This is a genomic window from Novosphingobium colocasiae (assembly GCF_014652555.1).
In the GTDB taxonomy this organism is placed as follows: Bacteria; Pseudomonadota; Alphaproteobacteria; order Sphingomonadales; family Sphingomonadaceae; genus Novosphingobium; species Novosphingobium colocasiae.
Genome location: NZ_BMZA01000003.1, coordinates 23734 through 45637, shown reverse-complemented (window position 1 = coordinate 45637; position 21904 = coordinate 23734). Strand labels below are relative to the sequence as shown.

Here is a 21904-nt window from a genome sequence, read left to right as displayed (position 1 = left end):
AGCATGACCCGGCCTGCGGGCACCTTGCCCGACGCTGCGGCGGACGAACGCACCGTCGGTGCCGCAACGGCACAGCGGGCGGTCCCCCTGACCCCCGCGCCCGAGGAGGCTGTGGTGAAGCATAAGGCGGCCCCCAAGCCGATCGAGCGGCCGGGCGAACTGATAGAGCCGGGCCGCGCGCTCGCGCTCGTCGATTTCTCGCCCCCGTCACTGGGGGCCGGCGAACGGCTGATCCGCTTCGCCTACAAGGTCGGCATCCCCGGATCGATGCTGAGCGCCCCGGTCGGCCGCAAACCAAAGAACCGCGTTCTGGCCACCGTGACCAATACCGTGCCGGGCAACCGCGCCGCCGGTGTCGCGCTGCGCGCCGGGCATTTCCTGGTCCACGGGGCCAAGACGCCGATCGCGCAGATCGATTTCGCCGGTGCCGCGCGGGTGACCCCGCCGCTCGAACGGGTGGTGCACAGCTTCGCCTGGCTGGCAGACCTGGAAGCGTGCACCGCGCGCGAGCAGGGCGCACCGGTGGCCGAGCGCATCCTCTCCGCCTGGCTAGCCGCCAATGCCGCGCCGCCCTCGCGCCCCGGCAAGGGACCGGCGTGGAGCGTGGGCTGCACCGGCGCGCGGCTGATGAACTGGCTGGCCTTCGCCCCGCTGGTGCTGTCGGGCGACAAGGCGCTGCGCTCGCGCACGCTGGCCGCCATTGCCCAGACCGCGCGCTGGCTTGACCGCCACGTGACCCGGGCGGAGGATCATCTGGCGGAAGTGGCGGGCTGGTGCGGCATCGTCGCCGCCGGCCTGCTGCTGGCCGACGGCCATCCGCGCCGGCTGTTCGGCGAAGCCGGCCTGATCAATGCACTCGGCGAACTGATGGGCGACGATGGCGGCGTCCTGTCGCGCAGCCCGCTGGCGCAGATGGAGGCGATCGCGCTGCTGGTGCGGCTGCGCGATTGCTACAAGGCTACCCGCCGCGATGCTCCCGAAGCGGTGGAGCAGGTGCTGGCGATGCTCGTTCCGCCGGTGCTGGCTCTCACCCATGGCGATGGCTCGCTGGGTTCGTGGCAAGGGGCCTGGGCCGTAGATGCCGCCGATATCGCCGCGCTGATCGCCGCCAGCGGCGTGCGCACCCGGCCGCTGCGCGATGTTCGCCAGTGGGGCTACCAGCGGGTGCTGGCGCGCAAGACCATCCTGCAGTTCGATGCCGCGCCGCCGCCGATGCCACGCCACGCCCGGTTTGGTTGCGCTTCCACGCTGGCCTTCGAGATGAGCCACGCCGGCCACCGCCTGATCGTCAACTGCGGCGGCGCGGCGGCGGGCGGCGGGCTGGTTCCCGTGCGGCTCGAACAGGGCCTGCGCGCCACCGCCGCGCACTCCACCCTCACGCTGGACGATGCCAATTCCACCGCGATCCTCATCAACGGCAAGATCGGCTCGGGCGTCACTGAAGTCGCAGTGGACCGCAAGACGCTGCAGAACGAGAACGGCAGCAGCGCCACCCGGCTCGAAGCCAGCCACAACGGCTATGCCGCGCGCTATGGCCTGACTCACCAGCGCATCCTGATCCTGCGCGATGACGGCACCGAACTGCGCGGCGAAGATCTGCTGATCCCCAAGGGCCGCAAGACCCGCCACGGCCGCATCGGCTTCGCCATCCGCTTCCACCTTGCCCCCGAAGCCGAAGTCCGGCTTGGCGAAGACGGCCAGGGGGCGGGCATCGCGCTGCCGGACGGCAGCTACTGGCAAATGCGCCTGACCGGCGAGGGCGACCTTGCGCTGGAAGATTCGCTGTGGGTCGATGGCCAGGGTCGCCCGCAAGCGAGCCAGCAACTGGTGATCCAGGGCATGGTCTCTCGTGGGGGCGGCAACTTCGGGTGGCTGATCAAGAAGATGGGGTGAGCGGGCGGGCTGCGATTGTCTCCGCGCTCACCCCCATATTGCCTGACGCATTCCCTTACCCGGCATCCTTGTCGATCCGGATCAGCACCGCACCGGCGGTTACCTGATCGCTTTCCGCCGCGTTGAGGTCGGCGACCGTCCCGTCGAAGGGTGCGGTCAGCGTGTGTTCCATCTTCATCGCTTCGAGGGTCAGCAGCTTCTGGCCCTTGAGAACGCGATCGCCCGTCGCGATCGAAACGGCGATGATGCGGCCCGGCATGGGTGAAAGGATGGTCCCGTCCGAGGCATCGCCGCCCGCCGAAACGGTCGCGCGCCAGGGTGCCAGACGCCATACCTGACCGGCTTGAGTGACAAGCGCTTCATCGCGCTGCGGCTCGTCGCCCGCGTGCGCTGCCACCGCGATCGTGACCGGTTCGCCATCGAGCAGGAAGGTCGCTTCGGCCCGCCTGTCGGCATTGAGGCGGAACCCGGCCAGCATGCCGCCGCGCGAAAGCGTCGCCGCAGCATCGGCCAGCAGCGCCTCGTCCGGACGAGCCGGGGGCATCAGCGCGTCACCGGCCCGCTCGATCAGACCGGTATCGAGGCGCGCCGCGCTGAAATCAGGGTGTTCCAGCGTCTTGACCAGAAAGCCCGCGTTGGTCTTGAGCGGCCAGATCACCGCGTCTTTCAGCGCCGTTGCCAGCGACGTCCGCGCCGCATCGCGGTCGGTGCCATGCGCGATGACCTTGGCGATCATCGGATCGTAGAACGGCGAGATTTCCGCCCCCTGTTCGACCCCGGTATCGATCCGGCAGCCTGCGCCCAGCGTGAAAGTATCGAGCCGGCCGATCGAGGGCAGGAAGCCTTTCGCCGGGTCCTCGGCATAGAGGCGCGCCTCCATCGCCCAGCCGTTGATCGCCAGCTCGTCCTGCGCCTTGGGCAAAGGCTCACCCGATGCGACACGCAGTTGCCATTCCACCAGGTCCTGCCCCGTGATCTCTTCGGTCACCGGATGCTCGACCTGGAGGCGGGTGTTCATTTCCATGAACCAGATATGGTCCGCCCGCAGGCCGGCCGATCCATCGGCGATGAATTCGATCGTCCCGGCACCGACATAGTTGACCGCCTTCGCCGCGCGAACGGCGGCCTGGCAGATCGCCTCGCGCGTGCCGGCATCCATGCCGGGGGCGGGCGCTTCCTCGATCACCTTCTGATGGCGGCGCTGCAGCGAACAGTCGCGCTCGTACAGGTGGACGACCTGGCCCTGCCTGTCTCCGAACACCTGCACTTCGATGTGGCGCGGGTTCGTGATCCACTTTTCCAGCAGCACATGGTCATTGCCGAAGCTGGAGATCGCCTCGCGCCGGCACGATGCCAGCGCCTCGGCGAAGTCCCCGGCCGTATCGACCTTGCGCATGCCCTTGCCGCCGCCACCCGCGACAGCCTTGATCAGGACCGGATAGCCGATCGCGTCCGCCTCGGCGGCAAGGCGCGCCGGGCTCTGGTCTTCGCCGAGGTAGCCGGGCGTCGTCGGCACGCCGGCATCCTGCATCAGCTTCTTGGCCGCGTCCTTGAGGCCCATCGCGGTGATCGACGCGGCATCAGGCCCGACCCAGACCAGCCCGGCATCGACGACAGCCTGCGCAAACTCCGCGTTTTCGCTGAGGAAGCCATAGCCGGGATGCACGGCCTCGGCCCCGGTCGCCTTCGCGGCGGCGATGATCCGCTCGCCCACCAGATAGCTTTCGCGCACTGGCGAGGGGCCGATATGCACCGCTTCGTCCGCCAGCCGAACGTGCAGCGCCTGTGCATCGGCGTCGGAATAGACCGCGACGGTACGGATGCCGAGCCGACGCGCGGTACGGATGATCCGGCAGGCGATTTCGCCACGATTGGCGATGAGGAGGGATTTCATCAGGGCCATGGCGATTACATCCTGAACACGCCGAACCGCGCCTGTTCCGGCACCGGCGCGTTCAGCGTTGCCGCGAAGGCAAGGCCCAGCACATCGCGGGTCTGCGCGGGGTCGATGATCCCGTCATCCCAGATTCGTGCAGTGGCATAGTAGGGGTTGCCCTCGTCCTCGTATTTCTGGCGGATCGGGGCCTTGAAAGCCTCCGCTTCCTCGGCCGTCCAGGTCGCGGCGTCACGATGGACGGTGGCGAGCACGGATGCCGCCTGCTCGCCACCCATCACCGAGATGCGCGCGTTCGGCCAGGTGAACAGGAAACGCGGCGAATAGGCGCGGCCGCACATGCCGTAATTGCCCGCGCCGAAGCTGCCGCCGACGACGACGGTGATCTTCGGAACGCTGGCCGTGGCGACGGCGGTGACCAGCTTGGCACCGTGCTTGGCAATGCCTTCCGCCTCGTACTTCCCGCCGACCATGAAGCCGGAGATGTTCTGGAGGAACAGCAGCGGAATGCGGCGCTGGCAGGCGAGTTCTATGAAGTGCGCGCCCTTGAGCGCGCTTTCGCTGAACAGCACGCCGTTGTTGGCGAGGATCGCGACCGGCATGCCCCAGATATGCGCGAAGCCGCAAACCAGCGACGATCCGTAGAGCGCCTTGAATTCGTGAAATTCGCTGCCGTCGACGATCCGGGCGATGACTTCGCGGACATCGTAAGGCGCCCGGACATCCTGCGGGATGATGCCATAGAGCTCGGCCGGATCGAACTGCGGGGCCTTGGGCTCGCGCAAATTGAGGTCCGGCCTCAGGTCCGGCTGCAAGGTGCTGACGATATCGCGCACGATGCTCAGGGCATGCTCGTCATTCTCGGCGACGTGATCAACGACGCCGGACTTGCGCCCGTGCAGATCGCCGCCACCCAGCTCTTCGGCGCTGATCACTTCGCCGGTCGCGGCCTGCACCAGCGGCGGCCCGGCAAGGAAGATCGTGCCCTGATTACGCACGATCACCGTTTCATCGGACATCGCCGGGACATAGGCACCGCCCGCCGTGCAGCTTCCCATCACGCAGGCAATCTGGGCGATGCCGCGCGCGGACAGGTTCGCCTGATTGTAGAAAATCCGCCCGAAGTGATCGCGGTCGGGGAATACTTCGGCCTGATTGGGCAGGTTCGCGCCGCCCGAATCGACGAGGTAGATGCACGGCAGGCGGTTTTCGAGCGCGATCTCCTGCGCCCGCAGATGCTTCTTGACGGTCAGCGGATAATAGGTGCCGCCCTTCACCGTCGCATCGTTGCAGGCGATCAGCACCTGCCGGCCGGCAACCCGTCCGATCCCGGCGATGATCCCGGCACCGGGCACTTCATCGCCGTAAAGACCGTTTGCGGCCAACTGGCCGATTTCGAGAAACGGCGATCCGGCATCAAGCAGCCGCTCGACCCGCTCGCGCGGCAGCAGCTTGCCGCGTCCGACATGCTTGGCCCGCGCGCTTTCGGAGCCGCCCTGCGCCGCTCGTGCCACCGCGTGCCGCAGCCCTTGTGCCAGCGCGCGATTGTGGACCGCGTTGGCTCGGAATTCCGGACTTTCGGGCGACAGCTTGCTTTCCAGAACCGGCCCGCTCATGCCCCGATCAACTCCCGGCCGATCAGCATGCGCCGGATCTCGTTCGTGCCTGCGCCGATATCCAGCAGCTTGGCATCGCGCATGTAGCGTTCGACCGGCCAGTCCTTGGTATAGCCCGCCCCGCCCAGCGCCTGCACCGCTTCGAGCGCAACCTTCATGGCATTCTCCGACGCCAGCAGGATCGCGCCCGCCGCATCGAACCGCGTCGTCCGGCCGGCATCGCAGGCCCTGGCCACGGCATAGACATAGGCCCGCGCCGAATTGAGCGCGACATACATGTCCGCGACCTTGGCCTGCATCAACTGGAACGCACCGATCGGGCGGCCGAACTGCCGGCGTTCGCGCACATAGGGCAGCACCGTATCGAGACAGGCCTGCATGATGCCGAGCTGGATGCCAGACAGCACCGTGCGTTCGTAATCGAGGCCCGACATCAGCACGCCGACGCCGCCGTCGAGCGGGCCCATCACGTTGCTGTCCGGCACTTCGCAATCATCGAACACCAGTTCCGCCGTGGGCGAGCCACGCATGCCCAGCTTGTCGATCTTCTGGCCGATGGAGAAGCCGGCCATGTCCTTTTCGATGATGAAGCTGGTGATCCCGCGCGAACCCTCGCCCGTCTTGGCGTAGACGATCAGGGTATCGGCATAAGTCGCGTTCGTGATCCAGAACTTGGTGCCGTTAAGGACATAGCGATCGCCGCGCTTCTCCGCCCTGAGCTTCATGGACACGACGTCCGACCCGGCCCCGGCCTCGGACATCGCCAGGCTGCCGACATGCTCGCCGGAGATCAGCTTGGGGAGGTACCGGCGCTTCTGATCGTCATTGCCCCAGCGCCGGAGCTGGTTGACGCACAAGTTGGAGTGGGCCCCATAGGACAGCCCGATCGAGGCGGACGCCCGCGCCACCTCCTCCTGCGCGACCACGTGCTCCAGATAGCCGAGGCCAAGCCCGCCCCATTCCTTCTCGACCGTGATGCCGTGGAGGCCCAGTTCACCCATTTCCGGCCAGAGTTCGCGAGGAAACCAGTCCTTCGCATCGATCTCGGCGGCGAGCGGGGCGATGCGATCGGCGGCGAACCCCGCGGTCGCTTCACGGACCATGTCCGCATCTTCGCTCAAGGCAAAATCGAAATCGGTCAACGCGCCTCTCCTTTGGACCACGCTTTACGCCACCGCAGTCCTGTTCTCTAATTGAAAGATCGGGGCCAACAGCATAGATAAAATCTATGATGGACCGCTATCACCTCCGGTACTTTCTGGCCGTGGTCGATCATGGCAACTTTTCGCGCGCGGCGGCGCACTGCAATGTCGCGCAGCCTACGCTCTCCGTCGGGATTGCCAAGCTGGAGAGTGCACTGGGGACGAAGCTGTTCGTCCGCACGAACCAGCGCGTCGAATTGACGGTGGCGGGGGCCCGGTTCCTCAACTACGCCCGGCGGATCGAGGGGGAGTTCAACGCCGCCCAGCGCGCGATGGCACAAACCGCCCCGGCGGCGCTGTTCCGTGTCGGCGTGCTCGGCAGCATCCCTGGCGCGCTGATCGCGCGGGCCGTCGCCGCAAGTCTGGCGGTGGACCCGTCGCTGCGGATCGAGATCGTCGACGGGAGCGAGCGGGAACTGTCCGCCCACGTGGCGCGGGGCCGGGTGGATTGCGCCGTGACCCTGATCGATCGCGGCTCCGACCGGTTCGAGGAGGAACTGCTGTTCGAGGAAGGCTATGCCCTCGCGCTCTGGGCCGATCATCCCCGCGCGGCCGAGGCAGTGGTGCAAGGCGAAGACCTTGCCGCCGACACCATGATCGTGCGCCGCCACTGCGAGGCGCTGGGCGAGACCAGCCGGCATTTCACCGAACGCGGCGTGCGGCCGCGCTTTTCCTACCGCTCTACCAATGATGAACGGGTGCTGGCACTGGTCGCGGCCCGGCTGGGCATCACGATCATGCCCGACTGCTTCGAGGCACCCGGCGTGGCGCGCCCGAGGCTGTCCGGCTTCACATTGCGCCGCAAGATCGGGGTGGCCTACACCCTGGAATCGCACGCCAGCGGCGTGTCCACACACCCGTTCCTGCAAACTCTGCGGGAAATGGCCCCTGCCCTCAACGTCTGACCGCTGATGCAGTTCAGCCGCATTGCCAGTGGTGCCGGGCATGGCTATGGAGAGTTGAAAGTTGTTTCAGGCTCAGCCGGCCCGGTTTTTGGGTCGCGGCCGTGACAGTTTACTATGTCCGGCACCCTTGCCGTGCATGGCGATTGGATCGATGCAGCGGTTTTGATGAACTACGACGCTAGGATTGATGTGCAGGCCCCCTCGGAAGCCGTGATGCCCGATGCCGACCCCGCACTATCTGGTGCCGCTCCGGAGATACCCGGATATGCGGCACCGGCATCGCGTCGGCGCGTCTGGATCATCGGCGGCGCAGTCGCCCTTGCCGTCATCGCGGCGGTGGCGCTGCTCCATCGTGCCCCGCCCGAAGAAGCCGCCGGTGCGGACGACAGCCAGATCCCGCACGTCAGCGTTTCCGTTCCCGGCCGGTCCACCGTAGCCGGCGTCATCAAGGCCACCGGTACGCTGGCGGCGCGACGGGAAATGCCGGTCGGCTCGGTCGGCGAAGGCGGGCAGGTGCGCGCGGTGCTGGTCGAACCGGGTGACTGGGTGAGCAAGGGCCAGGTGCTCGCGGTGATCGACAGTTCGGTCCAGTCGGAACAGGTCGCGAGCCAGGCCGCGCAAGTTCAGGTGGCGCAGGCCGATGCGCGGCTGGCGCAGGCCAATCTCGATCGCGCGCTGAAACTGGTGGATCGCGGGTTCATCTCCAAGGCGGACGTCGATCGGCTGACAGCGACCCGCGATGCCGCCAACGCCCGCGTGGCAGTGGCCCGGGCGACCTTGGGCCAGTTGCGGGCGCAGACGGCGCGGCTCAATATCCTTGCGCCGGACGCCGGCCTGGTGCTGACCCGCGCGGTCGAACCGGGGCAAGTGGTCGGCGGCGGCACCGGTGTGCTGTTCTCGATCGCGCGCGGCGGCGAGATGGAACTGCGCGCGCAGTTGAGCGAGGATGATCTCGCGCGGGTGTCGGTGGGCAATACCGCGCAAGTGACCCCGGTGGGATCGGGCAAGGTCTTTACCGGCCAGATCTGGCAGATTTCGCCCGTCATCAATGCCGAAGACCGTCAGGGTCAGGCGCGCATCGCGCTGCCTTACGCGCCTGAACTGCGCCCCGGCGGCTTTGCCAGCGTGCAATTGCGCAGCGGCACGATGGTCGCCCCGACCCTGCCCGAATCGGCCATCCTCAACGATGAGCAGGGCAGCTACGTCTATATCATCGGCAAGGACAACAAGGTGCAGCGCCGCGCCGTCAAGATCGGCACGGTCGGCGATGACGGCATCGCCATCGCCGAAGGGCTGAACGGCAGCGAGGCCGTGGTGCTGCGTGCCGGCGGGTTCCTCGCGCCGGGGCAGGCTGTCGTCCCGCGGCGGGTGTCCGCAGGCCAGACGCGCTGACCGTCAGACCCCGATCATGAACTTCCGCAACATCTCGGCCTGGTCGATCCGCAACCCGGTCGTGCCGATCGTGCTGTTCCTCGGCCTGCTACTGGCGGGCATCGTCGCGTTCAACAGGATGGACGTGAACGACAATCCGGATGTCGATTTTCCGGCCGTCACAGTCGATATCAGCCAGCCGGGTGCCGCGCCGACGGAGATCGAAACGCAGATCACCCAGCATGTCGAAGCGGCGGTGCGTTCGATCAGCGGCGTCGATGAAATCCAGTCGACCGCGAGCGAGGGCAATTCCAACACCTTCGTTCAGTTCGCCATCGGCGTCGATGCCAACGATGCGGTCAACGAGGTCAAGAACGCGGTCGATCAGATTCGCGGCGAACTGCCCGAAGGCATCCTCGAACCGCGCGTGGCCAAGGTGGATATCGGCGGTGGCGGGCAACTGGCGATGTGGGCGGTCCAGGCCGATGACATGACGATGGAGCAGCTTAGCTGGTTCGTCGACGATACGATTGCCAAGCGCCTGCTGGCGATCGAGGGCATGGCCCAGGTCGAGCGCGTCGGCGGGGTCGATCGCGAAATCCGCGTCGTCGTCGATCCCGCGCGGATGCAGGCGCTGGGCGTCACCGCCAGCCAGATCAACGCGGTCCTGCGCCAGGTCAACACCGACGCCGCCGGCGGCCGGGCCGAAGTGGCCGGTTCGCGGCAGTCGGTGCGGGTGCTGGGCAATGCCCGCGATGCCTTCGCCCTCTCGCAAACGCGCATCAACCTCAGCGGCGGGCGCACCGTGAAGGTGGCGGATGTCGCCGATGTGACCGATTCCTATTCGGAACAGACATCGATCGGCAAGATCGGCGGCCGCCAGGTGGTGTCGTTCGGCATCCAGCGCGCCAAGGGCGCGTCCGACGTCACGATCTACGACGAATCGGCCAAGGTCATCGCCGAGATCCAGAAGGAAACGCCGGGGCTGCGCTTCATTCAGCTCTACAACAACGTCGATTACGTGAAGAGCCAGTACAAGAGCTCGATGGCGGCCATGGTCGAAGGCGCGATCCTGGCGATTCTGGTGGTTTTCCTGTTCCTGCGCGACTGGCGCGCCACGATCATCAGCGCCATCGCCATTCCGCTGTCCGCCATTCCCACCTTCTGGTTCATGGACCTGATGGGCTTCACCCTGAACGGGCTGTCGCTGCTGGCGCTCAGTCTGGTGGCGGGCGTGCTGGTCGATGACGCCATCGTCGAGATCGAGAACATCGTGCGCCACATGCGCATGGGGAAAAGCGCTTACCAAGCCTCGATCGACGCGGCCGACGAGATCGGCCTGGCGGTGGTCGCCACCACCATGTGCATCGTTGCGGTGTTCCTGCCGGTCGGCCTGATGCCGGGAATTTCCGGCCAGTTCTTCAAGAACTTCGGCCTGACCGTGGTTGCCGCCGTGCTCACCTCGCTGGCGGTGGCGCGGATGATCACGCCGATGATCGCCGCCTATTTCCTCAAGGCTCATGGCGAGGCGACGCACGGCGAAGGGCGGTTGATGGACCTCTACATGAAGGTTCTCCACTTCACGCTCGACGATCGCAAGGCCCGGGCGTGGAAGCGCGATCATCGCGGGCTGACCGGCCGCATCGTCGCCCGCGCGCTCGATCACCGGTTCCACGCTTTCCTGGTCGGCGTCGTCGCGCTGGCCATCACCATCGCCCTGATGGCGGGGCTGCCGCAGCAGTTCGAGCCCACCGTCAACGAAGACACCAGCCGCGCCAACATCGAGATGGTGCCCGGCACCACGATCGAGCAGACCGAGGCGGTAACCGATCGCGTCACCGCGCTGCTGGAACGCCAGCCCGAAGTCTTGCGCGTGCTGGAACGGATCAACGAAGGCAACGCGCGGCTGTTCATCACGCTCAAGCCCGATCGCGAAATCACCAGCATCGATTTCGAGCGCCGCGTCGCCCGCGATTTCCAGAAGATTGAGGATGCGCGGGTCAGCTTCGCCTCGCAATCGGGCGGGTTTGGCACCGGGCGCGATATCTCGGTCATGCTCACCGGGTCGGATCCGGTAGTGCTTAATCAGGCGGCGCAAACGCTGGCCGAACAGATGCAGGGCATCAAGTCGATTGTCGCGCCACGCGTGGCGGCGGATATGAAGCGGCCCGAACTGATCATCGTCCCGCGTCTCGATCTGGCCGCCCAGCTTGGCGTCACCACCCAGGCACTCAGCCAGACCATCCGCATCGCCACCATCGGCGAGATCGACCAGAACGCCGCCAAGTTCTCGCTGTCCGACCGGCAGGTGCCGATCCGGGTGATCCTGCCCAAGGAATCGCGGCGCGATCTCTCGACGATCGAGAACCTGCCCGTCGCCACCGCCAATGGCGGCTCGGTGCCGCTTTCGCGCGTCGCTGAAGTGCGCTTCGGGGCCGGGCCGACGCAGATCCAGCGCTTCAATCAGGCGCGCCGGGTGCTGGTCGGCGCAGACCTGGCGCAAGGTGCGGTCAAGGGGCCGGCGACGGAGGCGATCGCCCAGTTGCCGATCATGAAGAACCTGCCGATGGGCGTCTCCAACAAGCCGGTGGGCGACGAGAAGTGGCAGGCCGAGCTGATCATGAACTTCATCATCGCCGTGGTCAGCGGCATCCTGCTGGTCTTCGCGGTGCTGGTGCTGCTCTACAAGCGCTTCATCTCGCCACTGGTAAACCTGACCTCACTGCTCCTCGCCCCGCTCGGCGGGCTGCTCGCGATAGCCCTGCTCGGCCAGCCGATATCACTGCCGGTCTATATCGGCATCCTGATGCTGCTCGGCATCGTTGCCAAGAACTCGATCCTGCTGATCGATTTCGCGATCGAGGAAATGGACAAGGGCGTGAGCAAGGGCGAGGCGATCGTCGACGCCGGACACAAGCGTGCGCAGCCTATCGTGATGACCACCGTGGCGATGGTGGCGGGCATGTTGCCCACCGCCTTTTCGTTCAGCGGCGACGGCGCGTGGCGCGCACCGATGGGGTCGGTGGTGATCGGCGGGCTGATCCTGTCCACCCTGCTGACGCTGGTGCTGGTCCCGGCCGCGTTCAGTCTGGCCGATGGCCTGGAAAAGCGCATCGGCCCGTATCTGCGCCGCGTGTTCCTGACGTTCGAGCCGCATCATGCCCACGACGATCGGGGCACGGGCGGCACAGGGTCGACCGGCTCCGTCCCTGCAGAGTAAGCCGGTGCGCATGCCGCATCGCCCCGCCGCAGCCGCCGGATCGCCGATCGACCGGGGTCGCCGCATGCGCCTGTTCGCCACCGGACTGCTGCTGGCCATGGCAATCGCCTTCATCGCGATGAAGCGGCTGGCCGGCACGCACCCCGCGTGGGGATATGCCATGGCATTCACCGAAGCGGCGATGGTCGGCGGTCTGGCGGACTGGTTTGCGGTGACTGCGCTGTTCCGCCGTCCGCTCGGCCTGCCGATCCCCCACACCGCGATCATCCCGGTCAACAAGGACCGCATCGCCGATACCATGGCCGGGTTTCTGCGAACCAATTTCCTGATCCCGCAAGTGGTTGCCCGCCGCCTCCACGGCATGAACCTCGCCGCCCGGCTGGGCGAAGTGCTGGGCGATCCGGGGCGCGGGCAGGCCTCTCCGCTGATCCAGGGCGGCGCGAACCTTCTGGCCGACGTGCTCGAATCGCTCGATCCCGAGCGGATGGGCGGCATGGTGAAAACGGCGCTGCGGCGGCAGATCGAGAAGATCGACCTTGCCCCGCTGATCGGCCAGATGCTGGAAAACGCCATTGCCGACAGTCGCCACCTGCCGGTGCTGGAAAGCCTGCTGCACAAGCTGGGCGAACTGATCGAGGCGAACGAACCGCTGATCCGCCGCATGATCCACGAACGCGCCAACGCCATCCTGCGCTGGACCGGACTGGACGAGCGGCTGGCATCGGGCGTGCTGCAGGGCACCTACAAGCTGCTGGCCGAAGTGATCGTCCAGCCCGATCATCCCTTGCGCGCCAAGGCGGACGAAGTGCTGGCCAACCTTGCCCGCGACCTGCGCAGCGATCCGCAGACGATCGCCAAGGTGGAGCGGCTCAAGCACGAACTGCTCGCCAACCCCGCCACCGCCGCCTGGCTCGATGCGATGTGGGAACGCAACCGCGCCGGGATGCTGCGCGCGGTGCGCAATCCGCAGGGCGCGCTGGCTGGCGGGCTGGGCGAGACGCTGCGCGATGCGCTTTCCGATCTGGGCCGCGCCCTGCGCGAGGATGCGCGGCTGCAGCAGCAGGTCAACCGTTTTGCCCGCCGCACGCTGGCGGGCACGGTCAGCCGCTATGGCGGGGAAATCGTCCGCCTGGTCTCAGAAACCGTCAAGCGCTGGGATGCGCAGACGGTAACCACCCGCATCGAAGGCGCGGTAGGTCGCGATCTTCAGTTCATCCGTATCAACGGCACCCTCGTCGGCGGGCTGGTCGGACTAGTGATCCACGGGGTCGAGCAGCTTTTCTGATCGCAGCAACCGCTTCAGCCATGCGGCAGCAGACCCCGGCGTGGGCGTGGCGTTATCGTCGCGGATCGGGCTGATCGTGATCGCATCGCGCACCAGTGCCGCCTCGTCCCCGGCCTGTGCCGCGGTCGGCGGGTGCGGATTGGCCCCCAGCGACAGCCGCGCCCCGGCGGCATCGGGGACCATGGTGACGGCATAAGCATCATAGGTGCCGATCCGCGCAGCGCGCCAGCGGGCGGCATCCGGCGCATCGGGGAAATTGACGTTGAGCGCCAGCCCGGCAGGGATCAGCCGCGCCTCCCCGGCCAGCCGGTCCAACGCGGCGATCAGGCCCACCGCACGATCGGCGATCCGCGCCGAGGCGGGATTGGCAAGATCGCGGTCATCGCCGGTCTGCGCACCGGCGCTCAGCGCGATGGCGGGGATTCCGCGCACCAGTGCGAACCGCACCGCGCTGACCGTGCCGGACGCCAGGATCGAGGGCCCGGCATTGCGCCCCTCGTTCGGCCCGGACAGCACCAGATCGGGCCCGCCATGCCAGCGGGCGGCGGCCAGCATGTCCACCCCGTACAGCAGCGCCATGGTCGGAGTGCCGTCGATATAGTGAAAATCGGCCGGTGGCAGGCCCGTCCGGGTCATCGGCCCCGCCGCCGGAGCGCCGGCCTTGGCCGCGCCGGCGCGACAGTCGCGATCCAGCGGAGCAGGCGGTTCGAGCCGCAGCGCGGTGCCCTGGCCGCTCTGGTTGTGGCACGGGACCGAGACGATCACATCGTCGCCGCGCGCCTTCAGCGCCCTATAGAGCGCCAGCACATTGCTGGTCAGCCCATCGTCATTGACGATCAGCACATGCCTTTGGGCGGCAACAGCAGGGGCACAGGAGGCCCAAAGCGCGCTCAGCAGGATCAGGATTCGCAGCATGGCACAAGGGTGTCCGGGCGATGGACAGCCGGGTCAAGTCCTGCGACGTTCCGGTCGGACCGGTGTCATCCGGCGACCAGACAGGAGAAGCGCGTGCCCACAGCCCAACCCGCATTCCCGGCCGCCGCGCCGCTGGTCACCACCGCGCGGCTGGAACTGTGGCTGCCCCACCCGGATGATCTCGACGATCTGGTCACCATGCTGGCCGGTGACGGGATGACGCGCTACCTCGGCCCCGCCCGCGCCGAGCGCCAGCCGCAGTTCGACCGGCTGCTGCGCAACGGCGGCTCGTGGGCGCTGTTCAACACCGGCCTGTTCCACGTGCGCAAACGCGGGGAGCGCCCGGTTATCGGCACTTGCGGCGTGTTCCGCTCATTGCGCGGGTTCGGCAAGGGCATGGACGAAGTGCCCGAAGCGGGCTGGATCATCCGCCAGGATTGCTGGGGCCAGGGGTTCGCGGCCGAAGCCATGGCCGCCGCGCTCGCCTGGTTCGACGCCGCGCACGGCCCCGGCCGCGTGGTCTGCATGATCGAACAGGGCAACACCGCCTCTCACCGCCTCGCCGCCAGCCTGGGCTTCGTGCGCTACGACAGCCATATTGCGGAGGATGATGGGGCAGTGCTGGAACTGTTCGAGCGAAACCTCGCCTGAGGCTCCTGCAAACAACGAAAAAGGCCCCGCAAGCGATGCGCTTGCGGGGCCTTTTCGTGTCTGGCGACAGGTTCACAGCTTGCCGGTAAGTTCCGGCACGGCTGCGAAGAGGTCTGCGACGAGGCCGATGTCGGCGACCTGGAAGATCGGGGCGTCCTCGTCCTTGTTGATGGCGATGATGGTCTTGCTGTCCTTCATGCCTGCAAGGTGCTGGATCGCGCCCGAGATGCCGACCGCGATGTAGACTTCGGGGGCGACGATCTTGCCGGTCTGGCCGACCTGGTAGTCGTTCGGCACGTAGCCCGCATCGACCGCGGCGCGGCTCGCGCCGACGGCTGCACCCAGCTTGTCGGCGAGCGGCATGATCGTCGCTTCGAAGGTCGGCCCGTCCTTCAGCGCGCGGCCGCCCGAGACGATGATCTTGGCGCTGGTCAGTTCCGGACGCTCCGACTTGGCGACTTCGGCACTCACGAAGCTCGACAGACCCGCATCGCCGGTGGCGGCGACCGCTTCCACCGCGCCGCTGCCGCCGTTGGCGTCCGCCTTGGCGAAGGCGGTGCCGCGCACGGTGACGACCAGCTTGGCGTCCGAGCTTTCAACCGTGGCGATGGCGTTGCCGGCATAGGTCGGGCGAGTGAAGGTCCTGGGGCCTTCCACCGAGAGGATGTCCGAGACCTGCATCACGTCGAGCAGCGCGGCGACGCGCGGGGCGATGTTCTTGCCGTTCGAGGTGGCGGGGGCGACGAAGGCATCGTGGTGGCCCATCAGTTCGACCACCAGCGGCGCGACATTCTCGGCCAGCGCGTTGGCATAGGCGGCATCGTCCGCCAGGTGCACCTTGCCGACCCCGGCGATCTTTGCAGCAGCTTCAGCCACCCCGGCGCAGCCCGCACCCGCCACCAGCAGGTGCACTTCACCCAGTTGCGATGCCGCGGTGACGGCGGCCAGCGTCGCGTCCTTGACCGACGCATTGTCGTGTTCGACCCAAACGAGAGTTTTCATCTTCGAGTTCCTTTCCTGCCCTTCCGTTCGTGTCGAGCGAAGTCGAGACACGTTGCGCGAACGGTTCTCGACTACGCTCGAACCGAACGGGGAAGGGAATCAGACGATCAGGCGACGCCCATGTCCTTGAGCTTGGCGACCAGCGCATCGACGTCGGCAACCTTGATCCCGGCCACGCGCACCGCCGGTTCCACCACCTTGAGCGTCTTGAGGCGCGGGGCGATGTCCACGCCCAGATCGGCCGGGGTCTTCACGTCGAGCGGCTTCTTCTTCGCCTTCATGATGTTGGGAAGCGAGGCATAGCGCGGCTCGTTGAGGCGCAGGTCCGTCGTGACGATCGCCGGCATCGCCAGGCTCACCGTCTCGAGGCCACCGTCGACCTCGCGGGTGACGACGACCTTGTCGCCCTCGACCACCACCTTGGAGGCGAACGTGCCCTGCGGCCGGCCCAGCAGCGCCGCCAGCATCTGGCCGGTCTGGTTCGAATCGTCGTCGATCGCCTGCTTGCCCAGGATCACCAGGCCCGGCGCTTCCGCCTCGACCAGCGACTTGAGGATCTTGGCCACCGCCAGCGGCTCGACCTCGGCATCGGTTTCCACCAGCACCGCCCGGTCCGCGCCCATCGCCAGCGCCGTGCGCAGCGTCTCCTGCGCCTTCGCCGGACCAACCGACACCACGATCACTTCCTCGGCCGCGCCGGCTTCCTTGATCCGCAGCGCTTCTTCCACCGCGATCTCGTCAAACGGGTTCATGCTCATCTTCACGTTCGAAAGATCAACACCCGTCCCGTCAGCCTTCACCCGAGGCTTCACGTTGTAATCAATCACCCGCTTCACGGGCACGAGGATCTTCATCGCCAATCCGTCCTCTCAATGAAGGCGCGCGATCCGGCCCGGCCGCGCTTCGTTTCAACAAGCTGCGGGATTAGGCCCCGCCACGGCATGCCGTCAAGCATGCCGGGCAGAGATAGTCAACTGATTTACTACTTACGCCTGTCGAGGACGGTTCACCCTCGGTCCAAGGCTCTGCAACTTTGGATTACGGGCAAACCATCCCCGCTCCACGATTGCGAGCGGCGATCAGGCCCCGGCAGCGAGGCCTTTTCCCGTCAGCGAATCGAGCGGCCAGTTCTCCTGGGCAAGGCCATGTCCGATATGCGAACCGTCAGTCCATTCGACTGTCGAGAATTTGGCGAAGGTACAACTGTAGCAGGGCCAGGGGTGCTGGGCGACGACCTTGCCGGTGTAGCGGTACTTGCGACCGGCGGCATCCTCGACTTCCATCTCATAGCCCGACGGGAACGGCCCGGAACGATCGACGGCCTGGATCCGCCCCTTCGTGAGACCGCGCACTTCGCCATCGGCGATCACATAGCCATGAGCCAGTGCGAACTGCTCCGCCAGAGGTGCCAGCGGGTTGAAGGTCCAGATCGTCTGGAAGGCATCCTTTGCGCTGAAGTTGCCGTTGATCCATCCCATCGAACGCATCCCGCGCTCGCCACGCGGGCCCCAGCTATGGTCCATCGTCGTCACGCAATCGATGGCATATTCCTTGCCGCGAACTTTCAGCGTTCCGGTGGTCCGCGCGGTCATATCGAAGTGGTTGGCATAAGCCGCCCCGAAACCGCTGGCATTCGCATCGGTGGAGGCCAGCGGGTCCATCGCCGGATCGTGGATGTCGAAAGGCTCCATCACCCCTTCGACGGTCCAGTGCAGTTCGGTATCGTCGACGCCGATATAATCGAGCTGATAGTTGCGGATGGAGTGGCCTTTGAAGGTCAGGCCATTGGGCAGGCTGTAGGATTCGAAGTTCTGCGGTAACGGCAGATGCTGCTGGAAATCGATGTACCGGGCATCGAGCGAATAACGCCCGACGCCGTCGATCACCTCGACGTCGCACACGATCGCGCCGACGCCGGGCCGTGCAATGATATAGACCCAAGCGGTCAGGTTGGCTTCGGGCACATAGACCGAAAAGAACGAGGTTTCGGCCCAGTCATGGGTCACGTCGGCCGGCGTATGGTAGCGCAAATCTTCGTCGCGAATCACGGCATTCTCCCGATGCGCCAGGATCGGCGCTTGTCTTGGCTATGACCGACAGCCTAACCGGCACGGGAGCTAAGGGCAATATTGCGTTGACCAATTACGCAATTTTGGCGCGCAACACGCACGGCCCACCCCGACGCGTGGGCCTACTCGACCAGTGATGCGCAGTATGCGCGCCAGCCGCCGAACGCGGTGATATCGCGTGCGCCCTCGGCCGCCCAGGCTTCGCACAGGAACCCGGACACCCTGCCACCGTCGGCCAGTTCCAGCTTGCCGATCCCCAGCGGGGCGGCGATCCGGCTGACGAACAGCCCGAACGCCGCCGCGGGCAGGGCCCATATCTCGATCTCGATGCCGTCGCCCGTCTGCTCGGCCACGCGGATCAGGCCGGGCTTGGGCGGAACCGTCCCCGGCAGTGCATAGAGCCGATAGGCACCCGAGGTGCGCGTCCGGGCCGACAGCGTCGCGCCGAGGGCGAGCAGTTCCGGGTTGAGCGGCATGCCCGACAAGTGCGCCCCGACCACCGCCAGTTCGATCGTCTGCGCACCCTCCACCGGCAGAGGCGGCGAGCAGGCGGGGAGCGGCAGGTCGCGCGCGATCCCGGCTCCGCACATCGCGCCGCGATGCAGCCGGTCGGCCAGCGGCACCAGCGCCTCGTCGGCGAAGGCCGGGCCGACCAGCGTCACCCCGAAGGGCAGCCCGTCGCTCGCGAACCCGGCGGGGACGGCGATGGCGCTGAGGCCAAGCAGGTTGCAGAAATTGGTGTAGCGGCCCAGCCGGGTGTTGCGGGCGATCGGCTCGGCCAGCATCTCCGCCACGGTGAATATGCCGGGCACGGTCGGCAGAAGCAGAACGTCAACCTTGTCCAGTTCGGCCGCGCAGGCCCGGCGCAGCGCGGCCAGCCGGTGCAAGCCTTGGAACGTGGCGACGGCATCAAATCGCGCAGCCCCGCTGAATATCGCGGCGACGCTGGAGTCCAGCGCGGATGCCGGCACACCGAACCCGGCGAAGGCGGCCTGCCGTTCAGCCACCCACGGCCCATCGTAAAGCAGCGCGGCGGTCTCGGCGAACGGCGCATAGTCGATCTCGACCGCCTCGCCCCCGGCGCGGGAGATCGCATCGGCATAGAGCCGGGCATTGTCGGCGCTGCCCAGCAGATCGCGATCGGCGGGGGCCAGCACGCCGATGCGCAGACCCTCGCGCGGCAGGGCATGCGGGCGAGCGGGTTGCGACCAGGGATCGGCGGGATCGAACCCTTCGCAGATGCGTCGGATACGCGCGCCATCGCTGACGCACAGCGAAAACACGCTGATGCAATCGAGACTGGCGCAGGCCGGCACCAGCCCGGCTGTGCTGAACAGCCCCGGCGTCGGCTTGATCCCGACCAGGTTGTTGAAGGCGGCCGGCACCCGCCCCGAGCCAGCGGTATCGGTGCCGAGCGCAAAGCACGCCATCCCCGCCGCCACCGCCACGGCCGAGCCCGAACTCGAACCGCCCGAGATGTGTTCGGCACTGAACACGGAGCGCGGCGCGCCATAAGGCGAGCGGGTACCGTTGAGCCCGGTGGCAAACTGGTCGAGGTTGGTCTTGCCGAGCACGATCGCCCCGGCGGCGATCAGCCGGGCGACGACGGCGGCGTCTTGCTGCGCGGGCCGCGCGAACGCCGGGCATGCGCAAGTGGTGGGCAGCCCCGCCACATCGATGTTGTCCTTGACCGCGAACGGCACCCCCCATAGCGGCAGGCTGCCGGGCTCAGGCGCGCGGCGGAGGAGATCGGCGACGGCGGCGTCGATCATCGCCGGAGGCGTGCGGGTGATGAACACCGCCGGATCGCCCGCATCAATGCGCAGGCCGATCTGCGCCATGACATCGGCCGGGCCCACCCGCCCCTCGCGATAGAGCGCGTCCAGTGCATCGAGCGTCAGCACTTGTGGCAATGTCACGGTCAGTGGCCTTCTCCCAGCATGGAAATATGCGCGCTGACGATGCGCCAGCCGTCCGCCATCCGCGCCCAGGTCTGGCTTTGACGCCCCGGCCGGGGCGCGCCGGCACGCTGGAACTCGGCATTCACAGTGGCAAAATCGTCACCGAAAGTGGTCACCCGCACTGCCAGCAGATCGCGCGCAGGCGAGCCGCCGGGGCGATTGACGCGGAAGGCGCGGATCGCATCGATGCCGTAGAGATTCTGGCCCGGACCGATCCGCACAGTCAGCTCCGATTGCCAGAACAGCCCGTCGAGCACATCGATCTCGTTCGCCATCAGCGCCTGTTCGTATAGCTCGAACGCGGCGGTCACTTCCGCCACGGTTCCCGGATCGTTGATCTTCATCCTCCCACCTCCATGCGGCCCGCCAGCCCGGCGCGTTCAAGCAACGCCGCCGCGCGCAGGACGATATCCTCGCGCCACGGCGCGGCGATCAGTTGCACCCCGATCGGCATGCCGTCGCTGACGACCGGGAACGAGACGATCGGCACCCCGACGAAGCTGAGCGGCTGGGTCAGCAGGCCGATGTTGGGGCGGGTGGGCAGCGCCTGCCCGGCGACGGTGATCGTCGGCTGGCCCAGCAGCGGCGCGCTGCACGGGGTAGCGGGGGCGAGCAGCAGCGGCGTGCGGGCCAGCGCCGCCAGCACTTCGTCGCGGTAGAGCATGCGCACCCGCTGCGCCTGCAGCACGGCATTGGCCGGGATCAGCGCGCCGGCCAGCAGGCGATCCCGGGTTGCCGGGTCAAAATCGCCGGCCGCTCGCTTCAGGTTTTCGATGTGCAGGTTCGCGCCCGAAGCGCAGGTCAGCACGAACGCGGCCGCGCGGGCCCGATCGGTCCCCGGCAGCACCACGGTGTCTCTCGCCCCCAGCACATCTGCCACGCGGGCCACGGCAGCACGGCCCTGATCGTCCGCCAGTTCATCGAACCAACCGCCCAGCACGCCGACCGCAAGATCGCCGAGCGGCTGGTCCAGCAGCGTTGAAACCGCCTCCGCAGGCCGTTCGGCGCAAGCGTGATCGCCCGGATCGTGGCCCTGCACCGCATCGTAGACCAGCGCCAGATCGCCGACGCTGCGGGCGAACGGGCCCAGGTGATCGAGATCGTGGACAAACGGGAACGTCCCGGTGCGCGGCAGCCGGCCGAATGTGGGCTTCAGCCCGAACAGCCCGCAGAAAGAGGACGGCACCCGGATCGAGCCGTTGGTATCGGTGCCCAGCGCGAACTGCGCCAGCCCCGCAGCTACCGCCGCCGCCGATCCGCCCGACGACCCTCCGGCGCTGCGGGCCGGGTCGAGCGGGTTGCGGGTGGCGCCGTAGTGGGCGTTTTCGGTGGTGAAGCCATAGGCGAGTTCATCCATGTTGTGCGTGCCGACCAGCACCGCCCCCGCCGCGCTCAGCCGCCGCACCAGCAGCGCATCGGCAGCGGCGGGGGGCAGGCTGCGGTTAACGATCGACCCCGCCAGCGTCACCCGCCCGGCCACGTCATAGTTGTCCTTCACCCCGAACGGCACGCCTGCCAGCGGCCCCGGATCGTGGCCGGCGCGGACCATCGCATCCACCCGTGCCGCCTCGCGCCGGGCGCGCTCGGACAGGACTTCGGTATAACAATTAAGCGCGCCGTTGCGCTCGTCGATCCGGGTCAGCAGGCTTTCAACCAGCGCGACGGCCGAAAGCCTGCCCTCCCTGACCGCTGCGGCGATGGTGGCCGCCGAACGGGCTTGCGTCTCGCAGGTGGTCATCACAGGCGATAGACCGGGGCGGGTTCGATCGGCGGGTCAATCGGTTTCGCGAACAGCAGCAGGATCTGCCCCTCCAGTACTTCGAGATTGCGGATCACGCCGGGCATATGTTCGGGCGCGATCTCCAGCCCGCTATGCCCGGCGAGATGCCGCACCAGTTCTTCGCTAATCCGCATCGCGTG

Annotated in this window: 17 protein-coding genes; 6 read left to right on the top strand and 11 right to left on the bottom strand. The window is 67.3% G+C overall.

Annotated features, from left to right (window positions below):
- Positions 1 to 3: 3 nt before the first annotated feature.
- The gene (locus IE122_RS06400; protein ID WP_189620294.1) at positions 4 to 1893 is read left to right on the top strand and encodes a heparinase II/III family protein; all 1890 of its coding nucleotides are present in this window, start codon (positions 4 to 6) and stop codon (positions 1891 to 1893) included.
- A 55-nt stretch (positions 1894 to 1948) separates the two neighbouring features.
- Here IE122_RS06400 and IE122_RS06395 read toward each other — a convergent pair whose 3' ends face one another.
- Genes IE122_RS06395 through IE122_RS06385 form a run of 3 tightly spaced genes read right to left on the bottom strand, consistent with a single transcriptional unit; the run spans position 1949 to position 6545 of the window.
- Complete coding sequence (locus tag IE122_RS06395; protein WP_308430411.1) at positions 1949 to 3790, bottom strand: ATP-binding protein; 1842 nt, start codon at positions 3788 to 3790, stop codon at positions 1949 to 1951.
- 11 nt (positions 3791 to 3801) lie between these two features.
- Complete coding sequence (locus tag IE122_RS06390; protein ID WP_189620292.1) at positions 3802 to 5403, bottom strand: carboxyl transferase domain-containing protein; 1602 nt, start codon at positions 5401 to 5403, stop codon at positions 3802 to 3804.
- A complete protein-coding gene (locus tag IE122_RS06385) occupies positions 5400 to 6545 on the bottom strand; it encodes an isovaleryl-CoA dehydrogenase (RefSeq protein ID WP_189620291.1) in 1146 nt (381 codons plus the stop codon). The genes IE122_RS06390 and IE122_RS06385 overlap by 4 nt, the downstream gene beginning before the upstream one ends.
- A gap of 86 nt (positions 6546 to 6631) precedes the next feature.
- Here IE122_RS06385 and IE122_RS06380 point away from each other — a divergent pair, with 86 nt between their 5' ends.
- The 4 genes from IE122_RS06380 to IE122_RS06365 all read left to right on the top strand — a co-directional run bounded on the left by IE122_RS06380 (position 6632) and on the right by IE122_RS06365 (position 13386).
- Positions 6632 to 7510, top strand: coding sequence for a LysR family transcriptional regulator (locus IE122_RS06380; RefSeq protein WP_189620290.1), 879 nt, complete (start codon positions 6632 to 6634; stop codon positions 7508 to 7510).
- Between the two features lie 165 nt (positions 7511 to 7675).
- Positions 7676 to 8902, top strand: a complete 1227-nt coding sequence (locus tag IE122_RS06375) for an efflux RND transporter periplasmic adaptor subunit (RefSeq protein WP_189620289.1) — start codon at positions 7676 to 7678, stop codon at positions 8900 to 8902.
- A 16-nt stretch (positions 8903 to 8918) separates the two neighbouring features.
- Positions 8919 to 12101, top strand: a complete 3183-nt coding sequence (locus IE122_RS06370) for an efflux RND transporter permease subunit (RefSeq protein ID WP_189620288.1) — start codon at positions 8919 to 8921, stop codon at positions 12099 to 12101.
- Positions 12102 to 12111: 10 nt separating this feature from the next.
- Positions 12112 to 13386: a DUF445 domain-containing protein gene (locus IE122_RS06365; protein WP_373299115.1), complete on the top strand. Its 1275-nt coding sequence runs from the start codon at positions 12112 to 12114 to the stop codon at positions 13384 to 13386.
- Here IE122_RS06365 and surE read toward each other — a convergent pair.
- Positions 13354 to 14301, bottom strand: a complete 948-nt coding sequence (gene surE / locus IE122_RS06360; RefSeq protein ID WP_229813836.1) for a 5'/3'-nucleotidase SurE — start codon at positions 14299 to 14301, stop codon at positions 13354 to 13356. The genes IE122_RS06365 and surE overlap by 33 nt on opposite strands.
- 93 nt (positions 14302 to 14394) lie before the next feature.
- On the opposite strand from surE, the gene IE122_RS06355 reads away from it, so the two are divergent.
- On the top strand, positions 14395 to 14952 hold the full coding sequence (locus tag IE122_RS06355) for a GNAT family N-acetyltransferase (protein WP_229813834.1): 558 nt from the start codon (positions 14395 to 14397) through the stop codon (positions 14950 to 14952).
- 72 nt (positions 14953 to 15024) lie between these two features.
- Here the strand turns inward: IE122_RS06355 and IE122_RS06350 are convergent, their stop codons facing one another.
- The 7 genes from IE122_RS06350 to IE122_RS06320 form a co-directional block, all read right to left on the bottom strand.
- Positions 15025 to 15954, bottom strand: coding sequence for an electron transfer flavoprotein subunit alpha/FixB family protein (locus IE122_RS06350; protein WP_189620285.1), 930 nt, complete (start codon positions 15952 to 15954; stop codon positions 15025 to 15027).
- Positions 15955 to 16061: 107 nt separating this feature from the next.
- A complete protein-coding gene (locus IE122_RS06345) occupies positions 16062 to 16808 on the bottom strand; it encodes an electron transfer flavoprotein subunit beta/FixA family protein (RefSeq protein ID WP_189620284.1) in 747 nt (248 codons plus the stop codon).
- Positions 16809 to 17033: 225 nt separating this feature from the next.
- Positions 17034 to 18002: a DUF7064 domain-containing protein gene (locus IE122_RS06340; protein WP_189620283.1), complete on the bottom strand. Its 969-nt coding sequence runs from the start codon at positions 18000 to 18002 to the stop codon at positions 17034 to 17036.
- Between the two features lie 143 nt (positions 18003 to 18145).
- Complete coding sequence (atzF, locus tag IE122_RS06335) at positions 18146 to 19942, bottom strand: allophanate hydrolase (protein WP_229813833.1); 1797 nt, start codon at positions 19940 to 19942, stop codon at positions 18146 to 18148.
- Between the two features lie 2 nt (positions 19943 to 19944).
- Positions 19945 to 20328 (bottom strand): oxalurate catabolism protein HpxZ, encoded by a 384-nt coding sequence (hpxZ, locus tag IE122_RS06330; RefSeq protein ID WP_189620282.1) that lies wholly within the window; start codon positions 20326 to 20328, stop codon positions 19945 to 19947.
- Positions 20325 to 21722, bottom strand: a complete 1398-nt coding sequence (locus tag IE122_RS06325) for an AtzE family amidohydrolase (protein WP_189620527.1) — start codon at positions 21720 to 21722, stop codon at positions 20325 to 20327. Before IE122_RS06325 ends, hpxZ begins: the two co-directional genes overlap by 4 nt.
- On the bottom strand, positions 21722 to 21898 hold the full coding sequence (locus IE122_RS06320) for a DUF4089 domain-containing protein (RefSeq protein WP_189620281.1): 177 nt from the start codon (positions 21896 to 21898) through the stop codon (positions 21722 to 21724). Before IE122_RS06320 ends, IE122_RS06325 begins: the two co-directional genes overlap by 1 nt.
- Positions 21899 to 21904: the final 6 nt, after the last annotated feature.